Source organism: Herbaspirillum sp. BH-1, from assembly GCF_002870055.1.
GTDB classification, from domain to species: domain Bacteria; phylum Pseudomonadota; class Gammaproteobacteria; order Burkholderiales; family Burkholderiaceae_D; genus Herbaspirillum; species Herbaspirillum frisingense.
The window spans coordinates 1-15182 of record NZ_PKOI01000031.1 but is presented as its reverse complement, the minus strand read 5'-3'; the positions used below and the strand labels follow the sequence as shown (position 1 = coordinate 15182).

14 protein-coding genes are annotated in these 15182 nt (G+C 64.7%); 11 read left to right on the top strand and 3 right to left on the bottom strand.

The features are described from left to right. Positions 1-92 precede the first annotated feature (92 nt). Positions 93-1421, top strand: a complete 1329-nt coding sequence (locus HBH1_RS23770; protein WP_102664620.1) for an omega-aminotransferase AptA — start codon at positions 93-95, stop codon at positions 1419-1421. A 27-nt stretch (positions 1422-1448) separates the two neighbouring features. Next, positions 1449-2942 carry a CoA-acylating methylmalonate-semialdehyde dehydrogenase gene (locus tag HBH1_RS23765; protein ID WP_102664619.1) on the top strand — a complete coding sequence of 498 codons (1494 nt, stop codon included), beginning with the start codon at positions 1449-1451 and terminating at the stop codon, positions 2940-2942. A gap of 321 nt (positions 2943-3263) precedes the next feature. On the opposite strand, the gene HBH1_RS25020 is transcribed toward HBH1_RS23765, so the two are convergent. Then, positions 3264-3521, bottom strand: a complete 258-nt coding sequence (locus tag HBH1_RS25020; RefSeq protein ID WP_146012894.1) for a hypothetical protein — start codon at positions 3519-3521, stop codon at positions 3264-3266. A 44-nt stretch (positions 3522-3565) separates the two neighbouring features. Between HBH1_RS25020 and HBH1_RS23755 the strand changes: the two genes are divergently transcribed. From HBH1_RS23755 to HBH1_RS23720, 8 genes are all read left to right on the top strand, one after another. Beyond that, positions 3566-4759 carry an ABC transporter substrate-binding protein gene (locus tag HBH1_RS23755; protein WP_077234849.1) on the top strand — a complete coding sequence of 398 codons (1194 nt, stop codon included), beginning with the start codon at positions 3566-3568 and terminating at the stop codon, positions 4757-4759. A 194-nt stretch (positions 4760-4953) separates the two neighbouring features. After that, a complete protein-coding gene (locus HBH1_RS23750; RefSeq protein WP_102664617.1) occupies positions 4954-5820 on the top strand; it encodes a branched-chain amino acid ABC transporter permease in 867 nt (288 codons plus the stop codon). A 22-nt stretch (positions 5821-5842) separates the two neighbouring features. Beyond that, positions 5843-6844, top strand: a complete 1002-nt coding sequence (locus tag HBH1_RS23745; protein ID WP_102664616.1) for a branched-chain amino acid ABC transporter permease — start codon at positions 5843-5845, stop codon at positions 6842-6844. Continuing rightward, positions 6841-7608, top strand: coding sequence for an ABC transporter ATP-binding protein (locus tag HBH1_RS23740; protein ID WP_006461124.1), 768 nt, complete (start codon positions 6841-6843; stop codon positions 7606-7608). The genes HBH1_RS23745 and HBH1_RS23740 overlap by 4 nt, the downstream gene beginning before the upstream one ends. Continuing rightward, positions 7605-8309, top strand: a complete 705-nt coding sequence (locus HBH1_RS23735; RefSeq protein WP_102664615.1) for an ABC transporter ATP-binding protein — start codon at positions 7605-7607, stop codon at positions 8307-8309. Before HBH1_RS23740 ends, HBH1_RS23735 begins: the two co-directional genes overlap by 4 nt. A 167-nt stretch (positions 8310-8476) precedes the next feature. Beyond that, positions 8477-9736, top strand: coding sequence for a Zn-dependent hydrolase (locus HBH1_RS23730; protein WP_102664614.1), 1260 nt, complete (start codon positions 8477-8479; stop codon positions 9734-9736). A gap of 15 nt (positions 9737-9751) precedes the next feature. Further along, the gene (locus tag HBH1_RS23725) at positions 9752-11245 is read left to right on the top strand and encodes a M81 family metallopeptidase (RefSeq protein WP_102664613.1); all 1494 of its coding nucleotides are present in this window, start codon (positions 9752-9754) and stop codon (positions 11243-11245) included. 265 nt (positions 11246-11510) lie between these two features. Then, the gene (locus tag HBH1_RS23720; protein ID WP_102664612.1) at positions 11511-13106 is read left to right on the top strand and encodes a methyl-accepting chemotaxis protein; all 1596 of its coding nucleotides are present in this window, start codon (positions 11511-11513) and stop codon (positions 13104-13106) included. Here HBH1_RS23720 and HBH1_RS23715 read toward each other — a convergent pair. Then, entirely contained in the window at positions 13070-13960 is an 891-nt protein-coding gene (locus tag HBH1_RS23715; RefSeq protein WP_102664611.1) for a TauD/TfdA dioxygenase family protein, read from the bottom strand. The two genes, HBH1_RS23720 and HBH1_RS23715, sit on opposite strands and share 37 nt — an antisense overlap. 156 nt (positions 13961-14116) lie before the next feature. On the opposite strand from HBH1_RS23715, the gene HBH1_RS23710 reads away from it, so the two are divergent. Next, a complete protein-coding gene (locus tag HBH1_RS23710) occupies positions 14117-15043 on the top strand; it encodes a cupin-like domain-containing protein (RefSeq protein ID WP_102664610.1) in 927 nt (308 codons plus the stop codon). A gap of 49 nt (positions 15044-15092) precedes the next feature. Here the strand turns inward: HBH1_RS23710 and HBH1_RS23705 are convergent. After that, positions 15093-15182: IS3 family transposase (locus HBH1_RS23705; protein ID WP_146012893.1), on the bottom strand; the 90-nt coding region annotated here is incomplete at its 5' end.

Below are 15182 nucleotides of genomic sequence, written 5' to 3'. Positions count from 1 at the left end.
TCAAAAGTGTAGCTAACAATACTGCCAGTGTCTGGCAATAATCAAGCACTCCCTGCTGGTTTCTCCTTTTACCTTTTCCATCGGTGCCTGCCATGTCCAGTCAAGACCATTCGCATCCTTCCAGCCTGTCGGCCTACTGGATGCCCTTTACCGCCAACCGCAACTTCAAGGCCGCACCGCGCATGCTGGTCTCGGCCGAAGGCATGCATTACCGCGATGACGCCGGCAATGCCATTCTGGACGGCACCGCCGGCCTGTGGTGCGTGCCGCTGGGCCACGCCCACCCCAAGATCGTCTCGGCCGTGCAAAAGTCGGTGGCCACGCTGGACTACGCGCCGTCCTTCCAGCTGGGTCACCCCAGCGCCTTCGAACTGGCCGAACGCCTCAAGGCCTACACCGGCAACCGCTTTGCCAACGTGTTCTATACCGGCTCCGGTTCGGAAGCGGTGGATACGGCGCTCAAGATCGCGCTGGCCTATCACCGCGCCAAGGGCAATGCCACCCGTACCCGCCTGATCGGCCGCGAGCGCGGCTATCACGGCGTGGGCTTCGGCGGCATGTCGGTGGGCGGCATCGGCGGCAATCGCAAGACCTTCAGCACCGCGCTGCTGCAAGGCGTGGACCACCTGCCGCACACCCATGACCTGGAAAAGAACGCCTTCACCAAGGGCGAGCCGGAATACGGCGCGCACCTGGCCGACGAGCTGGAACGCATCGTCGCGCTGCATGACGCTTCCAACATCGCGGCCGTCATCGTCGAGCCGGTGGCCGGTTCCACCGGCGTGCTGATCCCGCCCAAGGGTTACCTCAAGCGTCTGCGCGAGCTGTGCACCAAGCACGGCATCCTGCTGATCTTCGATGAAGTGATCACCGGCTTCGGCCGCCTGGGTACGCCCTTCGCCTCCGACTACTTCGATGTCGAACCGGACATCTTCACCACCGCCAAGGGCCTGACCAACGGCGTGGTGCCGATGGGTGCGGTGTTCGTGAAGAAGGAAATCCACGACGCCTTCATGAACGGCCCGGACGGCATCGAGCTCTTCCACGGCTATACCTATTCCGGCCACCCGCTGGCCTGCGCCGCCGGCCTGGCCTCGCTGGATGTGTTCGAGACCGAAGGGGTGCTGGACAATGCCCAGGCCGTGGCCGACTACTTCCAGGAAGCGGCGCACGCGCTGCGCGGCCTGCCGCATGTGATCGACGTGCGCACCATCGGCCTGATCGCCGGTATCGAACTGTCGTCCATCCCGGGCCGCGTCGGCGCCCGTGCCTATGACGCCTTCGTGCGCGCCTTCAACGACGGCATCCTGATCCGCGTGACCGGCGACATCATCGCCCTGTCGCCGCCACTGATCATCAACAAGCAGCAGATCGACGAACTGTTCGGCAAGCTGGCGGCCATCCTCAAGACCCTGGCCTGATCCCTCACTACGACGCAAGAAAGATTCATGGAAAAGATTGCACACTACATCGGCGGCCAGCGCGTCGATACCAAGAGCGGGCGCTACGCCGATGTCTACAACCCGGCGCAGGGCGTGCCGGTGGCACAGGTGGCGCTGGGCACGGTCGATGAGGTCGATGCCGCAGTGAAGGCAGGCGTAGCGGCCTTCCCGGCCTGGTCCAATACCCCGCCGCTGACCCGGGCGCGGGTGCTGTTCCGCTTCCTGCACCTGATCCAGCAACGGGCCGACGACTTCGCCCGCATCATCGTGCGCGAGCACGGCAAGACCTTCTCGGATGCCCAGGGCGAAGTGGCGCGCGGCATCGAGATCGTCGAGTTCGCTGCCGGCATTCCGCAGATGCTCAAGGGGGAATACACCGACCAGATCGCCCGTGGCATCGACGCCTGGTCGATGCGCCAGGCACTGGGCGTGGTGGCCGGCATCACGCCGTTCAACTTCCCGGCCATGGTGCCGATGTGGATGTTCCCCATCGCCATCGCCTGTGGCAACTGCTTCGTGCTGAAGCCTTCCGAACGCGACCCCTCGGCCGCGCTGCTGATTGCCGACCTGCTGCAGGAAGCCGGCCTGCCGGACGGCGTCTTCAACGTCATCCAGGGCGACAAGGTGACCGTCGATGCCCTGCTGGACCACCCGCAGGTCAAGGCCATCAGCTTCGTCGGCTCGACCCCGATTGCCGAATACATCTATGCCCGTGGCTCGGCCAAGGGCAAGCGCGTGCAGGCCCTGGGTGGCGCCAAGAACCACATGGTGGTCATGCCCGACGCCGACATGCAGCTCGCCGTGGATGCCCTCATGGGTGCGGCCTATGGCTCGGCCGGCGAGCGCTGCATGGCGATCTCGGTGGCAGTCGCCGTCGGCAGCGCCGGTGACGAACTGGTGGCGGCCCTGGCCGAACGCGCTCGCAAGCTGAAGATCAACGAAGGCATGGCCGCCGGTGCCGAGATGGGTCCGGTGGTGACGGCTGCCGCCAAGGAACGCATCGAAGGCCTGATCGGCCGTGGTGTCGAAGAAGGCGCCACGCTGGTGGTGGATGGCCGTGGCTATCAGGTGCCGGGCTTCGAGAAGGGCTTCTTCGTGGGCGGCACCCTGCTCGACCACGTCACGCCGGAGATGACGGTGTACAAGGAAGAAATCTTCGGCCCGGTGCTGTGCGTGCTGCGCTGCCCCGACATCGCCAGCGCGGTGGAACTGATCAACGCCCACGAGTATGGCAATGGCGTGGCGGTCTATACCCGCGACGGTGGCGTGGCCCGTGAGTTCGTGCGCCAGATCGAGGTCGGCATGGTGGGGGTGAACGTGCCGCTGCCGGTGCCGATGGCCTTCAGCAGCTTCGGCGGCTGGAAGCGCAGTCTCTTCGGCGACCATCACATGTACGGACCGGAGGGCGTGCGCTTCTACACCCGGGCCAAGGCGGTGATGCAGCGCTGGCCCAACACTGCCAGCGCAGGTGCGGAATTCGCTTTCCCGCAGATGAAATAAACAGGACAGACGGCATGAAATTTTCATGCCGTTTTTCTTTTGTGCGGACGCAGGCGCAGGTATGCTGAGGCAGCGTCCCGGAAAGGCATGATGCAACTCACGCAAGCAATGGTGCAGAAAACGTCAGCCGCTGGTGCAAACAAGGAGACCCTGAACCCACAGGATAGGAATCGTCAGTGCGGGCTGCACCAAAAGCAGATGCGCTGGCGAAAAGCTTAGAAAATTCAGACCGTCGTGGCAGATCGGTGGACACACACCGGCGGCACGGGAGAACGGCACAACACGCTGGAGACACGCTCATCGGAGCGGCAGGAGGAGCCCTCATGCAGGCTCACGCCACGCGGCGCAAATGCGCGCCGCTGCTGCGTTTTTTGCAATCACGATCTCTGCTTTCCGCGCTTGCGCGGAAGGCAGCATATCCCTATGGTTCCAAGCTTTTCCGCCGGTTTGTGGCGGCGGCTTTTTCACGTCTGCGCAATCCATCGATGTCCACCATTTCCTAAGTTTCATGGGAGCGATGGGCATGGAAATTGCGTTGATGGGCAGCAATGCAGTGTTGCGCATTTCCATGGATGTCATCTGTCTGTCATCTGTCAATCGTTAGCTTCGAGGGAGAAACAAGCATGATCAGCCGTCGCAATTTCCTGAAACTGTCCGCCCTGGCCGCACCCGGCGCACTGACCTACCACGATGTGTTTGCCCAGGCCGAGAGCATCGCCTTCGGCTGTCCTGTGCCGATGTCGGGCCCCTTCGCGGCCAACGGCAAGTTCGCCGACATGGGCATGAAGCTGGCGCTGCAGAAGTACGGCAAGGTGCTGGGCAAGAGCACCAGCTATACCAACCTCGACACTGAAGGCAAGCCGGCCACGGCCGTGCGCAAGATGCAGGAAACCATCGAGAAGGGCACCCGCTTCTTCGCCGGCGGCATCCTCTCCGGCGAGGCCCTGGCCATGGGCAAGGAAGCCGACAAGGCCGGTGCGGTCTTCATCACCACCGCCGGTGCCGACGAGATCACCGGTAGCGACTGCAACCGCTCCACCTTCCGCTGGTCGGTGCCGACCTTCGGTGCCATCGAGCAGACCGTGCGTCCGCTGCTGGAAAAGCTGCCCAACGCCAAGCGCTGGTACACCATCACGCCGCAGTACGTATTCGGCGAAGGCCTGCTGTCGGCGGCCAAGAACATCTTCAAGGAAAAGGGCATCGAACACGTCGGCAACAGCTACCACTCGCTGACCGAGAAAGAGTTCTCCGGCTATCTGACCAATGCCATGGCCGCCAAGCCGGACGTGCTGCTGCTGCTGAACTTCGGCTCGCAGTCCTCGGACACGCTGCGCCAGGCGGTCAGCTTCGGCATGAAGAACAACTGCACCATCCTCATGGCCTGGGCCTCGGGGCTGGAACAGTTCGAGACCCTGGGTGCGGACATCTGCGACGGCGTCTACTTCGGCGCGCAATACTGGCATGCCATCGATGCGCCCTTCAACAAGGAATTCGTCAAGCTGGTCAACGACAACCTGAAGATCGATCCCAACTACAGCCTGGCCGGTTCCTACATCTGTACCAAGATCATCCTGGACGCCATCATCAAGGCCAACAGCACCGACCCCAAGGCCGTCATCGCGGCCATGGAGGGCATGAAGTACGAGGGTCTGACCGGCACCGAGGAAATCCGCAAGGGCGACCACCAGGTGATCAAGAACTACTACCTGCTCAAGGGCAAGGCCAAGTCCAAGATGGCCAACAAGAACGACTATGCGGATATCGTCTCCTCCGGCAAGTCCTTCCTGCCGCTGGAAAAGACGCAGTGCAAGCTGTGATTGAGCGGTGTGGCTGTGCCGACGTCTGGCACTCCCCTATCCGTTCGGACTGAGTAGCCGCGCCAGCGGCGTATCGAAGGCGCGACGCCCGGCGCAACCAGGACGGAGCGCCTTCGATACGACCCTGCGGGTCTGCTCAGTCCGAACGGTGACCGAGGCATTACCGAACTTCCTTGTTTCCCTCACGAGGTTCCATGAACATCTATCTGCTGCAGATCGCCAATGGCGTAGGCATCGGCATGCTCTACTTCCTGCTGGCGGTGGGCCTGTCGATCGTCTTCGGCCTGCTGCGCTTCGTCAATTTCTCGCATGGCGCCTTCTTCCTGCTGGGCGCCTACCTGTGCTTCCAGGTCACCGACCTGGGGTTGAACTTCTGGTGGTCGCTGCTGCTGGCGCCGCTGGCCGTGGGCCTGTTCGCCTGGGTGGTGGAGCGCTTCGTGCTGCGGCATGTCTATGCGCTGCCGCATCATTTCCACATCCTCTTCACGGTCGGCATGGCCCTGGTGATCCAGGAAGCGGTGATCTCCGCCTGGGGGCCGCTGGGCAACAATGTCTCCCCGCCCGACCTGCTGCAGGGGGTGGTGATGTGGGGTGGTTTCGTCTATCCCAAGTACCGGCTCTTTGTCATCGGCCTGACCGCTGTGATGGCGCTGCTGCTGTGGTGGCTGCTGGAGGGTACGCGCCTGGGGTCGATCGTGCGCGCCGGTTCGGAATCGACCGAGATGGTGTCGCTGCTGGGCCTGAACATCAACCGCATCTTCAGCCTGGTGTTTGCGCTGGGGGCGGCCACCGCCGGCCTGGCAGGCGCACTGGCAGCGCCGATCCGGGGTGCGGATCCCTTCATGGGGGTGGAGGCGCTGGGGATTGCCTTCGTGGTGGTGGTGGTCGGCGGGCTGGGCAGCTTCTGGGGGGCGCTGATCGGCGGCATCCTGGTGGGCATCGTACAGAGCGTGATGAGCACGGTCTGGTCCGAGGGCGCACACCTGATGATCTATGTCGCCATGGCGGCCGTCATGCTGCTGCGTCCGAATGGCCTGCTGGGCCGGCCGGGCGCGGCCTGAGCTTTTCTGCACGGGAGTTTCCATGAAACAGATTGCGCATTTCCGTTACACCCTGCTGGCCGCCGCCGTGGTGCTGCTGTTGCCGCTGCTGCTCAGTTCCGGCACGCTGGCCACCGAAGTGCTGGTGTTCGCGCTGGCAGCGCTGGGCTGCAACCTGCTGCTGGGCTATACCGGACTGATGTCCTTCGGCCAGGGCATCTTCTTCGGCGTGGGCAGCTATACGGCCGGCGTGGTGCTGCTGCAGCTGAAGCTGGCGCTGCTGCCCTCGCTGGCGCTGGCCGCACTGGGCGGCGCGCTGGTGGCCTTGCTGGTGGGCTGGTTCTCGATCCGCCAGCGCGGCACCTACTTCGTGATGCTGACGCTGGCCTTCGCCCAGATGTTCTACTTCCTGGCCTATACGATGAAGGACGTCACCGGCGGCGACAACGGCCTGCTGGATATCCCGCGTCCGCCGCTGTCGCTGTTCGGCCTGACGCTGCTGCCGACCACCTCCTCGTGGCAGTACTACACGGTGGTGGCCATCCTGTTCGTGCTGGTGTTCTGGCTGCTGCAGCGGGTGGTCGATTCGGTGCTGGGCAAGACCCTGCTGGCGGTGCGCGAGAACGAGGCGCGTGCCTCGGCGCTGGGCTATGACGTGCGGCTGCTGAAGCTGGCGGCCTTCGTCATCTCGGGTGCGGTCACGGGGCTGGCCGGTGGCCTGCACGCGATGATGACCGGGGTGGCGCCGCTGTCCAACATCGAGTACCACACCAGCGAGGCGATCCTGGTGATGACCGTCATCGGCGGCACCGGCAACCTGTTCGCCTCGCTGCTGGGTGCCAGCTTCTACGTGCTGGTGGGCAACTGGCTCTCCAGCCTGTGGCCGCGCTGGCTGATGCTGCTGGGCCTGCTGCTGATCGCGGTGAGCCTGTACATGCAGAAGGGCCTGTTCGGTCTGGCGCTGAAGATCATCGACAGCGTACGCGGCACCAAGGCCAGGGAGGCCGAGCCGCAGGCCGCCGTCACCCAGGAGAAGCACCCATGAGCCGCCCCATCCTGCAAGCGGTCAACGTGACCAAGCGCTACGGCAAGTTCACCGCCGTCAACGGCATCACGCTCGATATCGAGGGCGGCACCGTGCATTCGGTGATCGGCCCCAATGGCGCGGGCAAGACCACGCTGTTCCATACCCTGACCGGGACCACGCCCATCACCGAAGGCAGTATCCTGGTGGAGGGCGAGGAAGTGTCGCACCTGCCGGGCAACCGGCGCGTGCAGAAAGGGTTGGCGCGCTCGTTCCAGGTGACCAGCCTGTTCCCCAACCTGAGCGTGCGCGAAAACCTGCGGCTGGCGGCACAGGGTCGCGCTCCGCTGGCCGCACTCAATCCCTGGAAGCGGGCCGAGCAGTTCGAAGCGGCCTGCGCGCTGGCCGATACGCTGCTGACGCGCCTGTCGTTGCAGGCGGTGGCCGAACGCGCCTGCGCCGAACTGTCGCACGGCCAGCAGCGCCGCCTGGAAGTGGGCATGGCGATGGCCGGGCGACCCAAGGTGATCTTCCTGGATGAGCCGACCTCGGGCATGGGCATCGACGACATCGCCGAGATGAAGCAGTTGATCCACGGCCTGCGCCACGACTATACGGTGGTGCTGATCGAACACAACATGGATATCGTGATGGACATTTCCGATCGCATCACCGTGATGCAGCTGGGCCAGATCCTGGCGCAGGGCAAGCCGGCCGAGATCCGCAACGACGAACGGGTAAGGCTGGCCTACCTGGGCAGCATGATCACCGGAGGCAAGGCATGATCCTGCAAGTACAAGACGTTCACGGCTACTATGGCAAGAGCCACATCCTGCAGGGCATCTCGCTGGAGGTCGATGCCGGCGAGGTGGTGACGCTGCTGGGGCGCAATGGCGCCGGCAAGACCACCACCCTGAAGAGCATCGTCGGCGTGGTGCCACCGGCGCAGGGACAGGTCCTGTTCGAGGGCCAGCGCATCAGTGGCCTGCCTTCGTACAAGATCGCCGCGCGCGGGGTATGCCTGGTGCCGGAGCATCGCGGTATCTTCAAGCTGCTGACCGTGGAAGAGAACCTGACCATGGCCGCGCGCAAGGAGTCGGCCTGGGGGCTGGAAGAGATCTACACCATCTTCCCGCGCCTGAAGGAGCGCCGCAGGAACGGCGGCGGCCAGCTCTCCGGTGGCGAGCAGCAGATGCTGGCCATCGCGCGGGCGCTGATGACGCATCCCCGCGTGCTGATGCTGGACGAGCCGGTGGAAGGGCTGGCACCGGTGATCGTGGACGAGATCGTGGCGCAGATCAAGGAGATCAAGGCCACCGGGATGTCCATCATCCTGGTGGAGCAGAACCTGGAAGTCTGTACGCAACTGGCGGACCGCCATTACATCGTCGAACAGGGACGCATCGTCTATAGCGGCAGCAATGCGGACTTCCTGGCCGATGATGGTGTCAAGGACCGTTATCTTGGCGTGAATCTGGCGGCATGACTGACGATCGAGCGTCCTTCGATACGCCGCTGCGCGGCTACTCAGGTCGAACGGGGTGGGGATGGCTTTACGCACGCGTGGTGGCGTCCCCTCCTCCCGTTCGGCCTGAGTAGGCCGAAGGCCGTATCGAAGGATTGCCGGTGGCAAAACCAAACAAGGAATCGAAAATGGACATGAAAACACAAGCCTCCCCCCTGCGCGTCGATGGCGCACGCCTGTGGGATTCGCTGATGGAACTGGGCAAGATCGGCGGCACCGCCAAGGGCGGCGTGTGCCGCCTGGCGCTGACCGACCTGGACAAACAGGGCCGCGACCTGGTCACCTCCTGGGCGCGTGCCGAGGGCATGAGCGTGGTGGTGGACCAGATCGGCAACATCTTCATGCGCCGGCCCGGCCGCAACAATGCGCTGCCGCCGGTGATGACCGGTTCGCACATCGATACCCAGCCGACCGGTGGCAAGTTCGACGGCAACTATGGCGTGCTCTCGGGAATCGAGGTGATCCGTACGCTGAACCAGCACGGCATCCAGACCGAGGCACCCATCGAGGTCGCGGTCTGGACCAACGAGGAAGGCTCGCGCTTCGTGCCGGTGATGATGGGCTCGGGCGTCTTCTGCGGCGCCTTCACGCTGGAGCATGCCTACAACGCCACCGATATCGACGGCAAGAAGGTGCGCGATGAACTGGAGCGCATCGGCTACATCGGCGACCAGGTCTGTGGCGACCATCCCATCGGCGCCTACTACGAGGCCCACATCGAACAGGGGCCGGTGCTGGAAAACGCCGACACCGTCATCGGCGTGGTGCCGGCGGTGCTGGGGCTGTCCTGGTACGACTGCACGGTGACCGGCTTCGAATCGCACGCCGGTCCGACACCGATGGAAATCCGCAAGGATGCGCTGCAGGTGTCCACGTACATCATGCAGGAGGTGGTGGCCATCGCCCACCGCTACCCGCCCTATGGCCGTGGCACGGTGGGCCAGGTGCAGGTGATGCCCAACAGCCGCAACGTGATCCCGGGGCAGGTGAAGTTTTCCATCGACCTGCGCAACGTGAGCGACGAATCGCTCAACCACATGCATGAAGACCTGGTGGCCTACCTGGAGGCGATGCGCCAGAAGACCGGACTGTCCATCGAGCTGGAGCGGGTGTCCTACTTCCCGCCCTGCCCCTTCCATCCGGATTGCGTGGACAACGTGCGCGCCGCTTCTGCGGCGCTGGGCTACAAGACCATGGACGTGGTCTCCGGCGCCGGCCACGACGCCATCTACGCGGCGCGCCTGGCACCGGCCGGGATGATCTTCGTGCCGTGCAAGGACGGCGTGTCCCACAACGAGATCGAGGATGCCCGCCCCGAGCACCTCGAAGCCGGCTGCAACGTGCTGCTGCAGGCCATGCTGGCCAGTGCCGGCGTGGTCAAGGATTGATGCAGGAAAGTGATCATGAAACCGAAAATCGTCATTGCACGCATGAATCACGAGACCAATACCTTCTCGCCGATTCCCACTCCCCTGGACGCCTTCGCCCCGCAATGGGACGAGGCGGCCTACCGTGACCAGAAAGGGGCGCGCACGGCCATGGGCGCCTTCCTCGATATTGCCGAGGGGCTGGGCGCGGAGATCGTCACGCCGCTGGCAGCCTGGGCCAATCCCAGCGCCGCCGTGGCGGCCGATGCCTATACCGTGATGTGCGACGGCATCGTGCGGGCCATCGAGGCCGGCTGCGATGCCATCCTGCTGGACCTGCACGGCGCCATGGTGGCGGAGAACGCCGATGATGGCGAAGGCGTGCTGCTGGAACGCATCCGCCGCATCGCCCCGCATACGCCGCTGGGGGTGGCGCTGGACCTGCACGGCAATGTCACGCCCAGGATGGTGGCCAATGCCGATGTGATCGTCAGCTTCAAGACCTATCCGCACGTCGATATGTACGAGACCGGCGAGCATGCCGGTCGCCTGCTGGTGGCCCTGCTGCAGGAGAAATCCCGCCCGCGCCTGGGCTGGCGCCAGGTGCCGGTGCTGTCGGCCACGCTGACCAGCAATACCTCGGCCTCGGCCATGCAGCGCGCGGTGGAGGCGGCCAAGCAGGCCGAGCAGCGGCCGGGTGTGCTGGCGGTCTCGGTGCTGGCCGGCTTCCCCCTGTCGGATTTCCATGATGCCGGCATGTCGGTGGTGGTGGTGGCCGAGAACGATGCTGCGCTGGCCGATGCCGTGGCCGACGAGATCGGCCGCCAGATCTGGGCCGAGCGCGATGACTTCGTCTATGACAGCCTGCCGCTGGCGCAATCGCTGGCGCAGGCCCGGCAGCTCGCCGAAGCAGCCGGCAGCGGTCCGGTGCTGTTGCTGGACCATAGCGACAACGTCATGTCAGGCGGCACCTGCAACACCATGGACGTGCTGGAAGCGGCGCTGGCGGCCGGCCTGGACGGCATTGCCGTCGGTCCTATCAGCGACCCCGAGGCGGTGGCGCAACTGGTTGCCGCCGGGGTCGGCGCGCAACTCACGCTGGCGGTGGGTAACAAGGTGGCACTGAGCGCCCAGGGCATCACCAAGGTTCCGCCGGTCTATACCGGCAAGGTGCTGGCCATCAGCGATGGCCGCTTTACCGTCACCGGACCGATCTATACCGGCTCGACGCTGCAGATGGGACGCAGCGTGCTCCTCGATATCGGTGCGGCGCGCATCGTCATCACCGAGGAACGGGTGGAGCCCTACGACCTGGGCGTATTCGCCAGCCTGGGCCTGGACCCGGCACAACAGGCCTTCCTGATCCTGAAGTCGCGCATGTATTGCCGTCCGGTATTCGTGCCGATCAGCCGCGCGCTGGTGGAATGCGATTCCGACAGCGGCGGGCCGACCAGTGCCAATTTCAGGCTATTCCCCATCAAGAAGATACGGCGTCCCATCTATCCGCTGGACGCACAGATGGACTGGTAGTCCTCTCATCACCCCTCTGAGCATGCATGCAGGCAGCCAGGCAGGCTGCCCGCCATGCTGCAATGGCATCTCGCAACAGTCCCCCAAAAGTACATGGTGCAATCCCCGTCGCCCATGGTAGGCTGACCCGCTCTGCCCGCGGATTCTGAAGGCCGGGTGCGCAGACAGGGAAATCGTTTATATCTTTATTGCATCTCCGCAGCGGCGCTCACGACGACAACTATTCACCAACGCCAGCCCGTTGCGGCAACCTTGGGAGGACGACATGAAGAACCTCAAGATCGGCGTGCGCCTGAGCATCGGTTTCATTTCCTTGCTGATGCTGATGGCTTTGATGGTGGGGCTGGGGGTATGGCGCCTGGGCAGTATCGGCGACGCCTCCGATGACATGACCCGCGTGGCCCTGGCCAAGGAGCGCGACTCCGTGCAATGGCATGCCGCCATCAAGGAAAACGGGGTGCGTACCCTGGCGGTGATGAAGTCCGACGACGATGCCTTCCAGGCTTACTTCCAGAAACAGATCGATGCCCAGTCGGCCCAGATCAGCCAGCTGCAGAAGCGGGTCGAGGCGGCCATCGTGGACCCCGAGGAAAAACGGCTGTTCGACGAGGTCGGCCGGTTGCGGGCCGCCTATCGCGCCACGCGACAGAAGATCTTCGACATCAAGACCGCCGGTGATGATGCCGGGGCGCGCGTGATGACCGATACCACGCTCATCAAGATGATGGATGACTACGCCGACGGCGTGCTGCGCTATGCCGAATTCCAGAAGAAGGCCATCGACGCGGCGGCCGCGGAGATCCATCACAACTACCGCGCCGGACGCAGCATGTTGCTGGTCCTCGGAGGCATCGAGATCGCGCTGGGCGCGCTGCTGGCCTGGGCGCTGACGCTGAGCATCACGCGGCCGCTGACGCAGGCCATCGCAGTGGCCGAGACGGTGGCGGCGGGCGATCTCACCTCACGCATCGACAGCAGCAGCCGCGACGAGACCGGCAAGCTGCTCTCCGCCCTCAAGCGCATGAATGGCAACCTGCGCGACATCGTGGCGCGCGTGCGCAGCGGGACCGATACCATCACCACTGCCTCGACCCAGATCGCCAGCGGCAACCTCGACCTGTCGGCGCGTACCGAGCAGCAGGCCGGCTCGCTGGAAGAAACCGCCTCGGCCATGGAACAGCTGACCTCCACCGTCAAGCAGAATGCCGACAATGCACGCCAGGCCAACGCGCTGGCCGCGCAGGCCTCACAGGTCGCCAGCCGGGGTGGTGCGGTGGTGGATCAGGTGGTTCAGACCATGGGCGCGATCCATGCCTCGTCGCAAAAGATTGCCGACATCATCGGCGTGATCGACGGCATCGCCTTCCAGACCAATATCCTGGCGCTCAATGCGGCGGTGGAAGCGGCCCGGGCCGGTGAACAGGGGCGCGGCTTTGCGGTGGTGGCCTCGGAGGTGCGTTCGCTGGCGCAGCGCGCGGCAGCGGCGGCCAAGGAAATCAAGGTGCTCATCGACGAGTCGGTGCAGAAGGTCGACGATGGCAGCCGCCTGGTGGAACAGGCCGGCGGCACCATGCAGGAAGTGGTGCAGAGCGTGGTGCGGGTGAGCGAGATCGTGCGTGAGATCACCCTGGCCAGCCAGGAGCAGAGTGACGGCATCGAACAGGTGAACCTGGCCATCACCCATATCGACGAGGCCACGCAGCAGAACGCGGCGCTGGTGGAAGAGGCCGCCGCCGCAGCGCGCTCCATGCAGGACCAGGCGAGCGCGCTGACGCAGGCGGTCAGCGTGTTCCGCCTGGACGCGGCGGCACTGGTGGTGATCGATCAGCGCGGGACGTTGCCCTCGACCGTGGTGCGATAGAGCGTGCGACGCAGGTGCTGCGGGGTGATGGCGGCGTAGTGCTGGGTGCTGCGGTTGTCCCAGAACACCAGGTCATGCGCCTGCCAGTGGTGGGTATAGACGTTGGCCGGGCGGGTGATGTGGGCGTGCAGTTCCTTCAGGAGGGCATCGCTTTCGTCACGCGGGATGCCGACGATGTGCGAGGTGAAGCCTTCACTGACGAAGAGGATCTTGCGCCCGCTCTCGGGGTGGGTGATCACCACCGGATGCTCGACCGGCGGCACTTCGTCGATCTGCTGTTGCGTCAGCGGTGCGCGCCACGGCGAAAGCTTGCGCAGACGCTCGTAGCGATAGACGTAGGAGTGCACGGCGCGCTTGCCGTCCAGCAGGGTCTTCAGTGCAGCCGGCAGGCTGTCCCAGGCGGCAGCGGTATTGGCGTAGAGCGTGTCGCCCTGCTCGGCCGGCAGTTCCTGCGAATGCAGCAGGGCGCCCAGGCTGGGACGGGGCATGTAGGAAAGGTCGGAGTGCCAGTCGGCGCCGGCATCGACCAGGCCGATGGGCTTGCCGTCCTCGACCACGTTGGAGACGATCAGGATTTCCGGATGGCCGGCCAGGTGGAAGCGGTTCAGCACGTGCACCTGCAGCGGGCCGAAGCGGCGGCTGAAGTCGATGTGCTGCTCCGGCGTGATGCGCTGGTCGCGGAACACCACCACGCCGTGTTGCACCAGGGCGCTGCGGATGCGCGCCAGTTCGGGGTCGGAGACGGGCAGGTTCAGGTCGAGACCGAGGATTTCCGCGCCCAGCGGGGCGTCGAAAGGACGGATCTCGAATTGCTGTTGGGTCTGCTGCGTGCGTTCCGGTGTGGCGACCGACATGGGGGCTCCTCTTGCGCTCTGGCCTGACGATCCCGGACGCGACTGCCCGGGCAGGAAAGCCCTTATTACACCCCCCGGGGCATAGACCCAGCAAGGAAGAATAATTCATATCCTTATGCGCCGAGCGAGCTACGGCATGCCGCTACAATAGCCCGGATGACACAGCGCCCGCCTTTTCCTTCACATTCCCCTGAATCTGCCCCGTCAAAAACGCGCAGGCTGCCGCCGCGCGCCGACCTCACCGGGCTGAGCGTCGAGGAAGTGGCGGCGCGCAAGCAGGCGCGTGACCAGCGCGATGCGCAGATACGCGGCGTGGCCTCGGTAACCGGGATGCGCCAGGCCATCCGCGAGGCCAGTGCCGTGCTGCCGGCGGTGCAGGCGATCCCGCGCATCGGCCCGCAGAAGACGGCGGCTTTCCGCGAGCGCGCCCGCGCCGGCCTGCCCTTCATCATGACCGGCATGGCCAGCCGCTGGCCGCTGGCGGCCATGGACATGGAGGGGCTGCGCCAGCATTTCGGGGCCTTGCCGGTACGGGCCAGGGTGGGGGACTACATCAACACCGCCTTCGCGCCGGACCGGGCCATGCAGGACATGACGCTGGTCGACTACCTGGAGCAGGCGTTGCGGGACGAGAGCGGACTTCCGCCCTATCTGGGCAACCTGGAACTGCGTGCATTGAATGCGCTGTGCCACTGGCCCGGCTTCTTCGAGAAGATGGGGCCGCCACGCTTCTGGATCGGCCCGGCCGGCTGCATCACGCCGCTGCATTGCGACTATGACGACAATGTCTTTGCGCAGCTGTGGGGTCGCAAGCGGGTCTGGCTGGCGCCGCCGCATCACGACCAGTATCTGTATCCGAAGGAGGCCAACGCCATCCTGTTCGGCTCGCCCTTCGATCCCGATCATCCGGACCTGGAGCGCTTTCCGCTGGCACGCCAGGCGGCGCTGGTGTGCTGCGAGGTGCAGCCGGGGGAGATGCTCTATATCCCGGCAGGCTGGTACCACCAGGTCAGCTCACTGACGTTTTCGCTGTCCAGCAATCGCTGGGCACGGGGGCGGCCGCTGGTGCTGTCGGGCGCATGAAAAAACCCCACGTGAACTGACCCCATAAAGTTGGACGGTCAATAGCCGGTTAAGGCCTCAAGGACTGAGTTCTGTATTGCACAGGGCTCAGTCCTTTTAATTTGCTCTTGATGCGGTGGTGGTTGTAGTAGTGCATGTA

What these genes read in the sequence shown, in the direction of transcription:
- HBH1_RS23770 (WP_102664620.1), top strand. Translation starts at nt 93, where the DNA reads ATGTCCAGTCAAGACCATTCGCATCCTTCCAGCCTGTCGGCCTACTGG.
- HBH1_RS23765 (WP_102664619.1), top strand. Translation starts at nt 1,449, where the DNA reads ATGGAAAAGATTGCACACTACATCGGCGGCCAGCGCGTCGATACCAAG.
- HBH1_RS25020 (WP_146012894.1), bottom strand. Translation starts at nt 3,521, where the DNA reads ATGACATCCATGGAAATGCGCAACACTGCATTGCTGCCCATCAACGCA.
- HBH1_RS23755 (WP_077234849.1), top strand. Translation starts at nt 3,566, where the DNA reads ATGATCAGCCGTCGCAATTTCCTGAAACTGTCCGCCCTGGCCGCACCC.
- HBH1_RS23750 (WP_102664617.1), top strand. Translation starts at nt 4,954, where the DNA reads ATGAACATCTATCTGCTGCAGATCGCCAATGGCGTAGGCATCGGCATG.
- HBH1_RS23745 (WP_102664616.1), top strand. Translation starts at nt 5,843, where the DNA reads ATGAAACAGATTGCGCATTTCCGTTACACCCTGCTGGCCGCCGCCGTG.
- HBH1_RS23740 (WP_006461124.1), top strand. Translation starts at nt 6,841, where the DNA reads ATGAGCCGCCCCATCCTGCAAGCGGTCAACGTGACCAAGCGCTACGGC.
- HBH1_RS23735 (WP_102664615.1), top strand. Translation starts at nt 7,605, where the DNA reads ATGATCCTGCAAGTACAAGACGTTCACGGCTACTATGGCAAGAGCCAC.
- HBH1_RS23730 (WP_102664614.1), top strand. Translation starts at nt 8,477, where the DNA reads ATGGACATGAAAACACAAGCCTCCCCCCTGCGCGTCGATGGCGCACGC.
- HBH1_RS23725 (WP_102664613.1), top strand. Translation starts at nt 9,752, where the DNA reads ATGAAACCGAAAATCGTCATTGCACGCATGAATCACGAGACCAATACC.
- HBH1_RS23720 (WP_102664612.1), top strand. Translation starts at nt 11,511, where the DNA reads ATGAAGAACCTCAAGATCGGCGTGCGCCTGAGCATCGGTTTCATTTCC.
- HBH1_RS23715 (WP_102664611.1), bottom strand. Translation starts at nt 13,960, where the DNA reads ATGTCGGTCGCCACACCGGAACGCACGCAGCAGACCCAACAGCAATTC.
- HBH1_RS23710 (WP_102664610.1), top strand. Translation starts at nt 14,117, where the DNA reads ATGACACAGCGCCCGCCTTTTCCTTCACATTCCCCTGAATCTGCCCCG.